The 14,237-nt window shown below is 61.2% G+C and carries 13 protein-coding genes and 1 pseudogene; 3 read left to right on the top strand and 11 right to left on the bottom strand.

Annotation, left to right across the window (positions count from 1 at the left end):
* Nucleotides 1-124: 124 nt before the first annotated feature.
* From CCK91_RS20140 to CCK91_RS15405, 6 genes and pseudogenes are all read right to left on the bottom strand, one after another.
* Nucleotides 125-493, bottom strand: a pseudogene (locus CCK91_RS20140) (Swt1 family HEPN domain-containing protein); the annotation flags it as partial.
* Nucleotides 494-721: 228 nt separating this feature from the next.
* The gene (locus tag CCK91_RS15420; RefSeq protein WP_133060014.1) at nucleotides 722-1,471 is read right to left on the bottom strand and encodes a DUF6339 family protein; all 750 of its coding nucleotides are present in this window, start codon (nucleotides 1,469-1,471) and stop codon (nucleotides 722-724) included.
* Nucleotides 1,468-2,103, bottom strand: a complete 636-nt coding sequence (locus tag CCK91_RS15415; protein ID WP_133060013.1) for a hypothetical protein — start codon at nucleotides 2,101-2,103, stop codon at nucleotides 1,468-1,470. The genes CCK91_RS15420 and CCK91_RS15415 overlap by 4 nt, the downstream gene beginning before the upstream one ends.
* A 223-nt stretch (nucleotides 2,104-2,326) precedes the next feature.
* Nucleotides 2,327-3,793 carry a hypothetical protein gene (locus CCK91_RS19505; protein ID WP_133060012.1) on the bottom strand — a complete coding sequence of 489 codons (1,467 nt, stop codon included), beginning with the start codon at nucleotides 3,791-3,793 and terminating at the stop codon, nucleotides 2,327-2,329.
* Between the two features lie 335 nt (nucleotides 3,794-4,128).
* Entirely contained in the window at nucleotides 4,129-5,082 is a 954-nt protein-coding gene (locus CCK91_RS15410; protein WP_165767067.1) for a PD-(D/E)XK motif protein, read from the bottom strand.
* On the bottom strand, nucleotides 5,075-7,615 hold the full coding sequence (locus CCK91_RS15405) for a Z1 domain-containing protein (protein ID WP_165767066.1): 2,541 nt from the start codon (nucleotides 7,613-7,615) through the stop codon (nucleotides 5,075-5,077). Before CCK91_RS15405 ends, CCK91_RS15410 begins: the two co-directional genes overlap by 8 nt.
* Nucleotides 7,616-7,867: 252 nt before the next feature.
* On the opposite strand from CCK91_RS15405, the gene CCK91_RS15400 reads away from it, so the two are divergent.
* Entirely contained in the window at nucleotides 7,868-8,938 is a 1,071-nt protein-coding gene (locus CCK91_RS15400; protein WP_086474773.1) for a DNA cytosine methyltransferase, read from the top strand.
* Here the strand turns inward: CCK91_RS15400 and CCK91_RS15395 are convergent.
* The 5 genes from CCK91_RS15395 to CCK91_RS15375 all read right to left on the bottom strand — a co-directional run bounded on the left by CCK91_RS15395 (nucleotide 8,929) and on the right by CCK91_RS15375 (nucleotide 12,822).
* Nucleotides 8,929-9,414, bottom strand: coding sequence for a very short patch repair endonuclease (locus CCK91_RS15395; protein ID WP_086474772.1), 486 nt, complete (start codon nucleotides 9,412-9,414; stop codon nucleotides 8,929-8,931). The genes CCK91_RS15400 and CCK91_RS15395 overlap by 10 nt on opposite strands.
* Nucleotides 9,415-9,520: 106 nt before the next feature.
* Nucleotides 9,521-11,320, bottom strand: a complete 1,800-nt coding sequence (locus tag CCK91_RS15390) for a DUF2075 domain-containing protein (protein WP_086474771.1) — start codon at nucleotides 11,318-11,320, stop codon at nucleotides 9,521-9,523.
* Nucleotides 11,307-11,627 (bottom strand): nucleotide pyrophosphohydrolase, encoded by a 321-nt coding sequence (locus CCK91_RS15385; RefSeq protein WP_086474770.1) that lies wholly within the window; start codon nucleotides 11,625-11,627, stop codon nucleotides 11,307-11,309. Before CCK91_RS15385 ends, CCK91_RS15390 begins: the two co-directional genes overlap by 14 nt.
* 39 nt (nucleotides 11,628-11,666) lie before the next feature.
* A complete protein-coding gene (locus tag CCK91_RS15380; RefSeq protein ID WP_086474769.1) occupies nucleotides 11,667-12,245 on the bottom strand; it encodes a suppressor of fused domain protein in 579 nt (192 codons plus the stop codon).
* Between the two features lie 82 nt (nucleotides 12,246-12,327).
* Complete coding sequence (locus CCK91_RS15375; protein ID WP_086474768.1) at nucleotides 12,328-12,822, bottom strand: MarR family winged helix-turn-helix transcriptional regulator; 495 nt, start codon at nucleotides 12,820-12,822, stop codon at nucleotides 12,328-12,330.
* A 164-nt stretch (nucleotides 12,823-12,986) separates the two neighbouring features.
* Between CCK91_RS15375 and CCK91_RS15370 the strand changes: the two genes are divergently transcribed.
* A complete protein-coding gene (locus tag CCK91_RS15370) occupies nucleotides 12,987-13,793 on the top strand; it encodes an MBL fold metallo-hydrolase (protein ID WP_086474767.1) in 807 nt (268 codons plus the stop codon).
* Nucleotides 13,784-14,206 (top strand): nuclear transport factor 2 family protein, encoded by a 423-nt coding sequence (locus CCK91_RS15365; protein ID WP_086474766.1) that lies wholly within the window; start codon nucleotides 13,784-13,786, stop codon nucleotides 14,204-14,206. Before CCK91_RS15370 ends, CCK91_RS15365 begins: the two co-directional genes overlap by 10 nt.
* Nucleotides 14,207-14,237: the final 31 nt, after the last annotated feature.

The following is a 14,237-nucleotide window of genomic DNA, read 5'->3' as shown; positions in this document are numbered from 1 at the left end:
TCTCGTCTTCGTTCGCCGTCTTCGTCAACGCACCCGTCTCGGTCCCCGACCCTGTCGAAGGGCTCAACACCCGCCCCTTCAACTCCCCCACAACCGCAGCCTGCTCCGCCGCCCCAACACTCTCCAGCAATAACTGCATCGAATCCAATGCCCGATACGCCGACTGCTCCGTAAACCCTGCGTTATGCGCCCAGGCGTTCCGGACCTCCCGAAGCTCACTCGCATACCCGCGAGCGCTCCGCGACAGCACGCGGTCGAACGGGTACCCCAGCTCCCCGATCCGCTCGGTCATCGCCCGAAGCATGAGCGACACGTCGGTCGCCGAGTACCGCCCATGCCCGCCCCCGGCTGCGCGGTCCTTCTCCTCGAGGATCCGAGTCCACTCGACCCCTGGAACTGCCTCGGCAAAGGCGCCCTCGACGACGGGGAGAAGCCCCAATCCAAGCTGCTCCAGCCCCTGACCGACGATGGAGTTGAGTTCAGAAGCGTCCACGGTTGCGGCCTTTCATCGAGTGGGTAGGTGGGCCAACGGCCTAGCGACCTCAAACCACGTTTCGATCCTGCTCGGACCAAGCCGTCACGCAAGCCAAAGGCGGTTAGCCCAAGGGTGTGTTGTCGACCTCAGCAAACCCTACAGACCTGTGACGAAGCACGTCACAGAGCCACAGAGCCACAGAGCCACAGAGCCACAGAGCCACAGAGGGATGCTGTCAACAACCCCTCACAGAGATACTGCCTCGGTTGACGCAGCTTTCCAGTCCAGGATCGCGCTTGCGCTTTCGTCGACGATCGCCGCGCACATTGCATCCAGCTGCAGCTGGCTCAGCGTCCTCGCGTCGATGAAAGCCAACCTTCGTCGAATCCGCGCAGTCGATTCGCGGATGAGCTCGCGACGAGTAACTTGACGCTCGCTCTGCACCACGGCCCTCCCCAAGCTGCGTACCAGGTTGGGGTCACCCCCGATGGAACGTCTCTCCAGTAGCTGGTTCAGGTCGCTTTCGGAGAGAGCACGTAGTAGATCGTCGTCATTACCGAAAATGGTCCCCTGCCACCATAGGCGACTCCACATGTGTCTCGTGAGGTCTGTCGCAATCCAGCGCTCGCGGTTGACACTATCGCTAAAACGCCACCGCGTGATATCGGGCATAAGCACGAGGGACACGAAGGACCAAACATCGCGAGCTCCCGCCTCGGCCCAAGTCAAGTCAAATGCAATAACGATCACAGCAGCAGCAGCACGATCAAATGCAATGCGACCTGCATCTGGAGGAACATCCGGGAAGCCAAACGCAACAGCAACCTCAAACAGCATCGTTCGCGCTTCCGCGAGCTTGTGCTCATCAGCACGCGCACCGCCAACAGGCGCATAGACCTGAGCCGGGTGGGAAAGTGACGGCTTCAGGTTAGCCACCCCGTCGTCGAACAGACTAGCGGCAAGACCAGCTGGCAGCCTTGGCAAAAGAGCCTTCATTCAAATGTCCTGCCGTAGCCGTGAGCCCGCACGATGCTCTCCGCGAGCGACCGAAAGCGACCTGGATCATCCGCCCTAACGGCTGAGGTCAAGCCTTCCTCATGGGCCATAGTTAGATATCGACTCAGCACGCTTCCGACGGAATCGTCGGAATAGGAGCCGAGATCGGCGCCCTCGTGACCCAATGCCAACTCGATCATTATCATCGCCACCCCCGCCTCCAGGTTACTGAGCAATTGTTGACCTAACGGGGAGGTCTTCTTCTGATTGATCGCCGCGATCAACGCTTCGTCTCGAGAGTTGACCAGAAGAAGAAAAGTGCCCAGGAAAGGAGCGGACAAATCTTCCGAGGTTTGGAGATACCAGCTCGCATTCGCACCGTACGGCGTACCTGCGAAGTCGGCCACTCCGATGGGAAACATCGAGCCCTCACCATGCAAACGGACCGACTGCAGCCTCTCCCAGAGGACAGAGCCGGCTCGGTGAACCTCTCCCGGGCCCATGGGTTGGCGGTCTTCTGCCAGAGTGATGGTCGTGCGTAGTACAACAGTTCCGCCAATACGTTCTCCGGGTAGAAGTGCGTCGACAGTCTGCGCTCGCCTGAGATCTTCCAGATAGACCCAGTCGCTCATGCCTGACGTTGAGCTGGACCAGGACACAGTGAGTCTTAGGCGCGTGTCAGCGGGTAGCCGAGCCATAGTAAGGAACTCATCCACTTCTACCGCGATAGCGCAGGAAAGTTCCAGATCGGTCTGGGGATCCCACCCCTCGAGAAAATCAGGGAGAACCTTGCCCGCGAGCGCCCAAGGCGTAGCCACCACAAGCTCCTCGGCAGGAACGAAATACGGCCTCAGATCACGCATGCAGCCCAGATTCCCGTACGTCGATTCGCGTGACCGCGTCAGGAAGTAGCTCGGTCACGACAATGAGACACTTGGGTGAGGACGCATCCACATCTAAGGTGTCGCCCGAGGACAGGGCCACGCCACTGCAGGTCTCCCATCGAAGGACTCTTGGGGCTCGAAGACCTGCCGGCGCTCTACCCTCCCGACTGCCGTCGACCACGACTGAGGGAACGCAGGTCAGTCTGCGCTGACGATCGACGACCTCGAGGCTTACCTCACTTACGACGACCGCCGACTGATCGCGTACTTCGATCTTGGGCGGTCCGACACGGATGGAACCACCTCGCCTCGCCGCATTTCCCTTGTTGGGCGTCCGGGCGGAGACCCAACCCGCGCCCCCCGCTTCCAGCGCTGGCGCCAAACTCGCGAGGCGGCTCGAAAGCCCGCCGAGGCCCCCGATCCCATCGACCTCGACACCCGAGGGTTCGTATAGAGATCGCAGCTTGCCCCGGATCCAGTGACGTGCGCCCCGAACGATGGCGAGCGCTGGCGGAGCTAAACCTTGTTCGACCCAATTGTCGTGTGTGGGCGGCTCTGCGCTGGCAAATTCTTCGTCGGCCTCCGGAGACGCTCGAAAGACGGCACCATACTGCAACAACACGTCGGAGGGCACCGGACCTTCCAGATAGTCGACCACCAGCTCAGTGTCCCGCATCCGTGCTACGTGATGACTCGCGCCTTGGAAGGCCCTAGCAGCCGGGTCGGTCGATCCTTCAGCCCCGAGAGGAACCACGACACTCTCGACTGCAAACCTGCCGACCTCCCCGAACTTTGGCCGCAGGTAGGTTTGGCCACGACCTAATCGCAACGATTGGAGCGCCCGCGTAAAAGGGAGTAGCTGAACATCAGAACTGGGACTGGGAATCGTCACCGGCTTGTCTTCCAGCTCAACCCGGAAGCGTATCTCCTCCGGATCGCCGACCATCTTCGGCCATAGATTCCATGAAATTGCCGATGCGATGAAGCTAGCGGCCTCCTCCGGGCTCCGCTCGACCGAGTCATCATCTATTTCATCTACGGTCACACCGAAATCGGCACCCAAAATGTACACATCAGTGCCAGTCTCATCACCATCAAAACCGCGAAGGCCAAGGATCCTGCCTATATGGTGCGCTTCATCGTCAATCAGAGGGTCAGGTATTCCGTCCTCTGCAATACTCCCCCACCAATGGCGACCGGTGAAACGTACACCGCCGCTATCGAATCGCTGCCCCAGCGAGGCAGCCATGACACGACGCTGGACCTTGCCTTCGACTAGAGCCTGGGTATCGACGAGAATGGTGTTGACACGGCTGACTCTGTAGAGGATCCCCTTACCAAATCCGTATGTTCCGCCCCCAAGGAGGGTGTCTCGAGGCTCGCCCACATTCCGAAGGAATTGAACAAAGTCATTCTCCTCGCCTGGCAGCGGTTGCACGCTTGCCCTTACTGGTCCTCCCAAACCGGCAGTTCCGCGGTCGGATAGGCAGATGAGATAGGAGTCCGGTTGAAAGACACTACCGAGCTCATCTACCGACAGCTGTGAAACGCCGGAACCCATGGCGTCAGCCCAGGCCGCGTGACGATCAGCGAGGCGCCATATCCTAACTCCGAACTCGATCGACGTCCCAATCCGTGCGTCCCAGCTGTTCTGTGCGGCCTCGCGCACCAGCACCGTAAGCTCGTCGAGCCCTGGTCGACCGAGCTGTCGCAGAATACCGTCCGCGGTAGCAGACCCCTCCTCTGCGAACGGTTGGGACCACCATCTACCAGTCATGCCAATACATCCCCCAGGATCGACTCCAAGGTCAACGACTCGGACATCGACTCCAATCGTTCCACGTCCACTTTGTAGTCGGCGTGGACCACTCCAACTGGCACTCCACCTGACGTCGCTGGACGTAAACGTGGGGTTAGGTCCGAGACTCGAACAACGAAGGTGCCTCGGGCAAGGAATTTCAGGTCAGGAGCCGAAGAGGACCAGCCTGCTTGCCGAAGTGCCTCGTCGATCGCGACGCGGTCGCACGCAAGGTCTCTCACCGCGTCCACGAGTTCGGACATCGTGGGTCCGAAATCTACCTCCTCAAATACCGATACCACGAGGAACAGTGGTCGATCAGGATAGGGTTCAAGCTGCTCTAGCCCGTGGATCGTGACTGTTTTCGAGTCCAACGTGGTGGACTTGACCTCAAAACACCCGCCTTCGAGCACGAAGTCATGCGGAGCACCAAAGGGCCCTCTCCAAGCTCGAACTAGTTCCGGGCGCCGCTCTAGCAACAAGCGGAGCATTGCCAACTCCCCCGCCAAGCCCAGAAGTTGTTCACGGGACATCGTGCGGCGAGCCAGGATCTGGAACAACGTTCGCCAGCGTTCCAAGGCCGCATGGATGCGGCGCGCGGATGGCAAATCAGGCCCGTTCAATACGTCCAGCACGAGCATGTCGAACTCGTCCATGAGCCGATGGTCCGATACCGAGATGTCCAAATAGCTGTGCACACCCCCGGCGAATGCAAGTGACCTCACAGCCTCGACCAGGTGTGTCCCCGGGCCGACTTGCACGGTATCGTCCTGCACTTGCACGAGGAGGTGCCGGCCGCCCCTCCTGTCGACAGCAAGCCGGATGTCTGGACCGCCTACTGGCAAAGGGAAAGCAACCAGCTCAGATACGGTGGGAATCTCCAGCATCTCCCAGGCCGCCTTGATCGTCGTCAGTTGCAGACTAGGCATCGAACGGTTCCTCGGTGTCCGTCTCGTATGCCTCTGCCTCGTCGAGCAGTGCGACATCGTCGAGGGGGACGGCTAGATGGGTGGCACTCAAGCGGGTTCCCGCGGAGGCCTCGCCAGGGAACACGATTCCGATCCCGACCACCCAGTCCTGAGCATCCAGAGGTACGCGATCCCTGCTTTGGTCCATCGGTGGACTCATCGGCTCGATGGGGTAGACGACGAGCAGACCTCGGCTCTTGTGCAGAGCATCACTATTCCGAAGGGCCATGAGCTCCGGCTCAGTTAACGTGCCGGCCTCGGTAGCTCGCACATCGAGATCAAGAACGCGATCCCGCCTGCTCATCAGTGTCTTGATATCAGCCCTTCCCGGCCGACCGTCATCAAGCTTTGAGCGCGTCACGCCCCTCACATTTATGCCCCCCAGAGGTACCTGACCAGCGTCACTCTCCATAATAGCAATCGTCCAATAATCAAGCCCACCGCCAGATGAAGTCTGAGTCTCAATGTATTTACGAATCAAGGCTGGGTCGAGATCAGGTGAGTCTTCGTGAACACTGTAACTCTCGAAAAAGTCAAGAATTATTCTGGCCGGAACGTCCCTAACGAGTCGACGCGACGCCTCAACATCCTCTTGCCCATACTTGAGCGCGGACCTGATTAGCTTGTCCGCTGCAACTCTATTCGCACCCAGCCACTCAGGATCCTCGGACTTGAAGAATCGGGTCTGTAAACGACGACCAGCAAACGAGATGAATTGAGGTTGAGCGGCTCCCATCTTAGCGGTGATTTGCAGAGCCGGATGGGTGCGTATCTTTACGGCAAGGTCCATGGGAGTTAGACCAACTCGCTGATACCCCTCGATGTCGGCGCGCATCTCTGCTTCCACAGAAGCGAGATGGCGGAAGTTAAGTCGAAGCTCTTCCGTCATCCAAATACGGGGTAGATCTTCGTATCCTGGACGATAGCCAAACCACCGCCCCATCTGGAGCAACGTGTCGTAGGCTCTGGCCGTTCGTACGAAGAAGCTCACCACTAGCCCTTCCAGCGTCAGGCCTCGAGAAAGAGTGTTTCCACCAACGGCAATCGCGATTTGCGGCTCGTCGCCGTAATTGAGCCGATCCTTGCTCCGATAATTGTCCACAATCACGTGAACCGATTCAATGACTGGTGGTAAGCCGTGCAGAATTTGCTCAAATAGCGCGACATCCAGTGGCGCGTCAGGCCGCGGCACGGCGACAGCTTCTCGATCCCATACCCGTCTGATTTGCTGGAGAATGTCGGCATCCTGACCCTTCACGCCGGTGAGAATCTGATCACGATACTCGAGGAGAGGCTGTCGGTACGCCTCCTGAACGGTGATCCTTTCAGAGACATGCATCAACATCGTGCTGTGGCCAACATCGCCCCGGTGCCTGCGGATGGCAGTCGCGAGCCAAAACCAGATGATCGCGTCCTTTAGCTCGCTGGTGAGCGAGGGCGCGAATCCAGAAACTTCGGCGACGCTAGAGGGGCGCAATAGGTTGAGCGTCTCCGGAGGGACAACTCGAATCATATCTCTCCCAGCTGCATCTGGTTCATCGTCCTCGCCCTCCACGATATCCCGACCAAAAATCTTCTCTGGACCGAAGTACCCCTCCGGTCGAGGCAAGTTAAGGATGAAGTCCTTGGGGTACAAATCTTCTGACGCAGGATCAATGAATACGTTCGCGAACGGAGTGGCTGTGTACCCGATGTAGGTGCACTTTTTTGCCAATTTGAGAAGACGTCTAATCAGGGGGTTGATTGATTTCGTCGCGACTGAAGCTTGGTCCGCCTCGTCGTCAATAATCAGAACCGGGAGTGCGCGGAGAGCTTGTTGGGATGGCTGCAGCTCCAGCCACTTCACAAGCCTTGTAAGAACTGCCGCATTTTTCTTTACAACAGCAACCGCCGTCTGGTCCGGTGTGAGAGTTGCCAAAGGGTTTCCAGGCGGAGCGTGAAAGTCTCGTGTCTCGTCGGTCAGTAGCTTCCACTTCTCGGGCAGGGTCTCGCTGAGTTGACGTGACAGTCTTTGTTGCGTCTGCTTGCGCAGACCATTGTGAACACCGGAGAGCACAATTATCAGTCGATAGTTTTCATCGGCCATTTTCGCGATGACCGAAATGAAGTTCGTGGTCTTGCCGCTCTGGACATACCCAACCACCAAACCCCTCGAATTGAATGTGGCAGAATCTGTCCGCGGCGTGTGGGCGACAACTATGTTGCTCGCTCGGTTGAGGTCCGCCATTCTTTTTGCTGGCCAATTCTCCTCGTTCACGAAAAAGTCGCCGACCGGTGGCCAATAGATCGAACCGTCCGATGGCCCGCTATACCAGGCGGGCTTGCCTGCGGCTATGATCGCGGGTCCGCCGGACTCAATCTTCGCGACGTCGGCTTGATATCTGAGCGCCATCTCTTCAACCACGGCCACCTCGCCGCCCGACAGGCGGACCAGCGACCTCGCCCTGTTCGTCGCTTGTTCAACCCCGAAACTCTTCGCCCAACTGGCGAACATAGGATAAAATTCTGACATTGCCCCACCCCGTTGTCCTGACTCTGCGATCACTTTAGTCCGAGACGGTGACCCAATGCTCGATGGTCTCGTTCCGTTAACGAGCTATCCCTGGGCACTTCGACTGCCCTACGACCCATCGATGCCGGATCACACCCGCGCAAGGCATGCCCGGCTCCTGTCGCCGCGATCCTGGGGCGAACACGCGTGCTACGCGATCCGACGATGTCGCCCCCGCCGGCTACACTGACCAGAGTGAGCACTGACCCGATCCGCGTCCTCGACCTCTTCGCCGGGGCTGGCGGACTTACTGCGGGCTTCCATGCCGCCTCCGAGCGCTTCAAGACCGTACGGGCCGTTGAGATGGACCTGGCTGCAGCAGCATCCTACGAGGCGACATTCGGGGAAGGGATCGTTTATCCCGGCAGTATCCAAGACTGGCTGGCGACGGAGACGGTTCCCGAGGTTGACGTCATCGTGGGAGGTCCTCCCTGTCAAGGATTCTCCACGCTCGGCAAGCAGGACGAAGAGGACGATCGGAACTCGTTGTGGCAGTACTACGCCGAGACGATTGTTCGAGCAAAGCCCAAGTACTTCGTCGTCGAGAACGTAGCTGCGTTCGCAAAGTCGAAGCAGTTCCGAGACTTTCAGGAGGCGACGTCCCCAGGGGGCATCTTGGAGGACTACGCGTTCGAGTATGAGATTTTCAATGCCGCCGATTTCGGCGCATTCCAGGCGCGCAAACGCACGGTGATCATCGGGTACCGTCGCGACCTCGGTTTTCCAGGGTTCCCTGCCGCGACGCATGTCGGACGTCATCGGACGGTCGGCGAGGCATTCTCGGAGATCCTGATCGAAACAGACGGGATCGACCTTCCCCATACAGACGAGACTTCATTCGCTGGCAAAATCTTCGCCGGGCCGTTCACCTCGAAAGAGCTCCATCTAGGACGTCGCTACGGGGAGCTGTCCCGTGCCAGGTTTGCGGCCATCCCCGCTGGTGGCAACCGATTCGACCTCCCGGACGAGTTGCTGGCCGACTGCTGGAAGAAGCACAAGTCCGGCTCAGGCGACGTAATGGGGCGACTGCGAGTCGACCGTCCTTCGGTGACAATTCGCACGGAGTTCTTCAAGCCGGAGAAGGGTCGCTACCTGCACCCGTCTGCCGACCGCGCGATCACACACTACGAGGCCGCCGTGCTCCAGGGGTTCCCTGACGACCACAAGTTCGTAGGATCGAAGACCGCCATCGCTCGGCAGATCGGAAACGCCGTACCCATTCCTCTCGGTCAAGCCGTCGCAGCTGTGCTTGCGGATCAACTCTGATCCGTCCGAGTCACTTCACCGGCTTTAGTAGCTCGTCGAGCACTGCCGAGCTCTACAGTCCGCCTGTTCCGGACCGTGGCCACGATTTCATCTGCCACCAGATGGGCCGATTCGTGCTCCCAGAAATGGAGCACCGTCCAATCACGTGACTTCAGTACCGCTGTGGTTTCACCATCCCGCTCTCGGTTGCGCGCCACCTTCTCGGCCCAGAATCGACCATTCGCAACGGGCGCGGTGTAATGGACCGGACATCCGTGCCAGTAGCAGCCGTCTATGAAGACAGCGACGCGAGCACGGGTGAACAACAAGTCGGCTGTTCGCCGGAGATCCGGTTCAGGCCGCGCGCTGACTCGGTATCGCAGGCCTTGGGCGTGGACCAACCGTCGCACCGCGATCTCGGGCTTCGTGTCACGCCCCCGATTGCTCCGCATGCTCCGGCGTGTGCCCGCGGTGGTCGCCCAACTCTTCGCCTCCATACTCAGAAGGTAGCTGCAAGGGCATACATCGTCACTTGTCTACTCACATGCCGGGCACTGGCCACACTGTCGCCGCGATGTTCACGGTGGGGCACCAGATAGCCGGCTATGTCGCTGGCGACGTTGACGAGATGACGCGCGCCAGATGGGCCTTTAGCGGAGGATCACTCACGTACACGTACGTCCCGCGAATACCGCGCGTCAACAGCACCGTGTAGATGTTCGTGACGTACCGCAGGAGATCGTCGTCTGAGTAGGTCAGGCCGAGAGCCGGGTTGTTCTCCTTGCCTTTCTTGTCGAAGTAGGACTCTCGATGGAAGACGATGCGGTTCGTCTCAGCGTCGTACCGCAGGTCTGGTCCGATGATCACTCCTGCGTAGTTCAGGTCGTATCCCTGAACTGTGTGGATCGAGCCGACCTCCTCGAGCGCCTTCGGCGACGCGATCCAGTCGGTCTGCGTGCCGTTCCAGCGCATGGAGACATCGTCGATCACAATGTCGTACGCGTCCTTGTCGTTCTTCGTCTTCCACTCCCAGGCGTAGCCCGCGACCATTCGCGCGAGTCCGAACTCGGCGTCCCGCTGGCGGATCTCCTCTCGCATCTCAGCGAGGTCGTCGAACAACCTGAGGTCGTACTCGCCGAAGTCCGGCGCCAGCTCGATCTCCACCTGGTTTCCGAGGATGTTCCGGACGTAATCCACGTAACCCGACCCCGCGCGCACACGCATCTGCGAGGCAAGGCCGGCGTAACGATCAGCAGACTGCGCTCTGGCGACCAGCTCGTGCAGGTGCTCAGCGGGGACATCCGCGGGACGGACACTCTGTCCGGCGTCGAGCAGGAAGATCTGGTGCGCGCTCTTCGCGATGATCCAGTCGAGCTGAGTCCTCGACTTGTCATCCGCGCCGAACAATGTGGTCGTGATTTCGCGGAACTGTTTGTTCTGTGCCGCGGATGGTTGGTTCGCACGCCGATTGAGCCGGTGCGCCTCATCGACGACGAGGAGATCGAATTCCTCGTCGGATGCCCCCACATCGAACGCGGTCATCACCATGTCCGGGTGCAGGCCTGGCGTCTTGCGGAACACCTGCTTGATCGAAGCGCGCAATGACTGCTGCGGGACAACGATCCCGACCTTGAAACCCTGCAGCAGCTCGCGGTGACGCTCGGTGAAGAACGACGAGAAAAGCGTGTCATCGTCAGGTTCGTCGAGGGCAGCTGAGCCTCGGATGTCAGCGATCAGTTTCAGCAGGTAGATCGCGACGACCGTCTTGCCTGTGCCGGGATCGCCTTGAACGACGGTCGTACTTCGTTGCGACCGGGTGAGGTCTTCGAAGAGCCCCTCGAGCACGCCTTCGACAGCGATGGTCTGATCAGGTGTGAGCGCTTTGAACGGCGACAGCTTGAAGAGGTCGCTGTTCTCGATCTCGGGAAGGGATCGAGTGAAGACACCATCCGCCCTGAGTCGATCGAAGACGTCCTCGAAGGACTCGCGGTAGCGGTCGCGATCGAAATAGTTGGCATCGACGATGCCGTCGTTGCGATTGAGCACCTGGTAGGCGCCGTCCCCGGCGAGCATGCGGATGAGGAAGGATTCGAGATCGAGACAAACCGACTTGTTGAATGTCTCATCCACGATCACCCGAAGGCCGGTGAGATGTTCCTTCGCTGTGGACTCGAAGTGCTGACGCATACGCGCAGCGACGTTGAGCGACTCACCGACATAGACATCACGCTCGGCGGCGACTCCGACCCGCCTCCGTCGCGAGGCCGAAGGAACCTTGGACGACCCGACCGGCCCATCCAACAGATACACGACAGGCCAATCGCTGAACCGCCGATCGCCCGCCGCCCAGAGCTTTACCTCGGTCGTTGTGAAGTCGAGACTCGTGATCTCAAAGTTCGTCATACTTCGCAGACCGCCCCCGCGCCTTCTCCACCGGGTATTTCTCCCGCGTACGTTCGAGCTTGTCGCGGACGATGGTCTCCGCATCGAGACCGAGCCGATCCGTCAACAACAAGCAGTAGGTGAGGACATCGGCCAACTCGTCGCGCACGCGACCGGTGTCGGCATCCGGTCCCCACTGGAAGCACTCGAGGAGCTCGGCTGCCTCGATGGAGATACTCTTCGCAAGGTTCTCCGGCGTATGGAACTGCGCCCAATCACGCTCGGCCACGAAATCGGCGAGCTCGTCGCGCAGTGAGGGGTCCGCCATTCGGTCAATCTACCAGCGGCAATCGATGAGAGCGGTGAGCTATTGCACGCCCGGATTGCCGAACTGCTCCGCCCGCTCCACATCCAACAACGCATCCACCGACCCCACCTCGGTAACGAGCGCATCCCACCCACGCTCCCCCGCGACCGCGGCCTCACCGTCCGTGAGCAACCGCAGCGTTCGCACGTGCCCGACCACCTGGCCGGCCTCGTTCCGGATCTCGTCGAACGACGCTCCCCAGCGCGACGGCGTCACCAGGAGCGCGGAGATCTCCGTCCCGTTGAGGAACGGCGTGCCGTTGCGCCACGGGGCGAGCACCGGGGGCACCCGGCGGTTGGTCGCGATCTCGTTGATCACGATGCGCAGCGCGACCATCGCGGCACCCTGCTGACCGTCGACGACCTCGACAGAGAGCTCGATCCGCTCACCTGAGTCGGTCGCGAGCCGTGACACCCCGGAGGTGAGAATCGTCACCGGCCCGTTCTCGGGACGCTTCTCGATCACCATCACCGACCCACCGATGCGGTCCTTGAACACCACCGGATCCAAGCCGAGGGCGTCGAAGATGTGGAGCGGGAAGGCGTCTTCGCCCGGGACGAGAGGGACATCGCTACTCATGCGGCGAGCCTAGCCAAGCGGGTGCTCGGCGAGCCAGAGGGCAGGCACCGAAACCAACGGGTCGGACACGAGCCGACATGCCCTACGGCATCACCGGCAGAGCACCCGAGGCGTGCTTGCTCAACGTCTTCACCGACTCCTCGAAGACCGCGCGGTTCTCAGCCGGCAGGACGGACAGCATGAGACGCTCGATGTTCCGAGCATGCAGACCAGCAGCCTCGACGACCGCCCGCTCACCCTCCGCCGTCAACTCGATGAGCTGCACCCGGCCATCCTCGGCAGAGGCCCGGCGACTCACCAGCCCCTGCTCGACGGCGCGATGCACGAGCCGCGTCGCCCCACCGGACGTGACGACCTTCGCCTGGGCGATGTCCCGCACCGACAGCCCGCCGACTCCGGCCCGACCGACGATCAGCAACAGCTCGAACAGCGAATGGCTGAGGCCCGTCTGCTCCTCGAGCTCCTTGCCCAGCAGGTACTCGAGGCCGTTGGCCGCGCCCAACAGACGACCGAACACCAGGATGCGCGCATCACTCGCGGCGTCCTTCGCCGAAGCGAACTCGTTCTCAGTCGTCACGTCTCCACAGTAGACGCCGGGGACAGGCCGCCGATCGGTCGGGAGATCTTTGTCTGAGGATCGGGAATAGCTGACGAGTCAGCTTTTGTTGTACCGTCATGTACGCCGCACCGCGGCATCGACTCGGGCGCACCGAGCCTCGTCCAACCGAAGGATCCACCACCATGACGCTCAACTTCGACGTCTTCGACCTCGACTTCCCTGCCGGTTCGAAGAACAAGTCCGCCGTCCTCGTGACCGGCGAAACCGAGGCACTCCTCGTCGACGCCGGTTTCACGCGTGCCGACGGCCACCGCCTCGTCGCGGCCATCCTCGACTCCGGTAAGACACTCACCACGGTGTTCGTCAGCCACGCCGACCCCGACTTCTACTTCGGCCTCGAGGTCGTCGCGGACGCGTTCCCCGACGCAGCGCTCGTCGCCACCCCCGTCGTCATCGAGCACATCAACGCGTCGTTCGACGGCAAGCTGACCGCCTGGGCCTCCCTCGGCGCGAACCTGCCCACCCGGCTCGTCCCCCTCACCCCGCTCAGCGGCGACGCACTCGTCGTTGACGGCCAGCGCCTCGAGCTCAAGGGCTCTTCAGCCGCCCTCCCGGACCGCCAGTACCTCTGGAACACGGAGCACCGGGCCATCCTCGGTGGCGTCCTCCTCTTCCAGCAGGAGCATGTGTGGACCGCAGACACGGCGACGCCGGAACTCCGCGCAGCCTGGATCGAGCTCCTCGACGAGATGCAGGCTCTCGACCCGCAGCTCGTGATCGCCGGCCATCGCCTCCCCGACACCGCGAACGACGCGACCGCCATCGACTACACGCGCTCGTACCTGCAGGCGTTCGAGACGATCGTCGCAGCGTCCGCCGATGGTGCGGCCGCGACGCAGGCGCTCGTCGAGCAGTACCCGTCCTCGGGCATGCTCATCGCCGCCCAGATCGGCCCGAAGGTCGCGAAGGGTGAGATGACATGGGGCTGAACGAGACCTCCGCGACCGAGCCGTCCTCGGCACCACGGGACGTCGTGCGGAGGCAGTACCTCGCTTCTGCCGCAGGCGACCTCGACGCACTGCGCGCGACCCTCGCCCCCGATGTCGAGTGGACCGAGATGGCCGGCTTCCCGCTCGCCGGAACGTACCGGACGCCGGAGGGCGTCACGAGCAACGTGATGGAACGACTCGGTGCGGACTGGGCCGACTGGACCGCGCACGACGACACCTATGTGGTCGACGGCGAGAACGTCGTGGTGCTCGCGCGGTACACGGCGACGCACCGCGACACGGGCAAGGAGCTGAACGCCCGGGTGGCCCACCACTTCGTCGTCCGCGGTGGGCTCATCGTGCGCTTCGAGCAGTTCGTCGACACGGCCCTCGTGCGCGACGCGAGCCGGTAGCGCCGAGCGTCGGCAAGCGACGGGGCGGGGC

The organism is Plantibacter elymi (nom. nud.) (genome assembly GCF_900177795.1).
Taxonomy (GTDB): Bacteria; Actinomycetota; Actinomycetes; order Actinomycetales; family Microbacteriaceae; genus Plantibacter; species Plantibacter elymi.
The sequence above is the reverse complement of the archived record's forward strand: the minus strand, read 5'-3'. Positions and strand labels throughout refer to the sequence as shown.

Coding starts and splice junctions, on each gene's coding strand:
- CCK91_RS15390 (WP_086474771.1), bottom strand. CDS start 11,320: ATGACGAACTTTGAGATCACGAGTCTCGACTTCACAACGACCGAGGTA.
- CCK91_RS15395 (WP_086474772.1), bottom strand. CDS start 9,414: ATGGAGGCGAAGAGTTGGGCGACCACCGCGGGCACACGCCGGAGCATG.
- CCK91_RS15380 (WP_086474769.1), bottom strand. CDS start 12,245: ATGAGTAGCGATGTCCCTCTCGTCCCGGGCGAAGACGCCTTCCCGCTC.
- CCK91_RS15410 (WP_165767067.1), bottom strand. CDS start 5,082: ATGCCTAGTCTGCAACTGACGACGATCAAGGCGGCCTGGGAGATGCTG.
- CCK91_RS15385 (WP_086474770.1), bottom strand. CDS start 11,627: ATGGCGGACCCCTCACTGCGCGACGAGCTCGCCGATTTCGTGGCCGAG.
- CCK91_RS15415 (WP_133060013.1), bottom strand. CDS start 2,103: ATGAGCGACTGGGTCTATCTGGAAGATCTCAGGCGAGCGCAGACTGTC.
- CCK91_RS15370 (WP_086474767.1), top strand. CDS start 12,987: ATGACGCTCAACTTCGACGTCTTCGACCTCGACTTCCCTGCCGGTTCG.
- CCK91_RS15365 (WP_086474766.1), top strand. CDS start 13,784: ATGGGGCTGAACGAGACCTCCGCGACCGAGCCGTCCTCGGCACCACGG.
- CCK91_RS15405 (WP_165767066.1), bottom strand. CDS start 7,615: ATGTTCGCCAGTTGGGCGAAGAGTTTCGGGGTTGAACAAGCGACGAAC.
- CCK91_RS15420 (WP_133060014.1), bottom strand. CDS start 1,471: ATGAAGGCTCTTTTGCCAAGGCTGCCAGCTGGTCTTGCCGCTAGTCTG.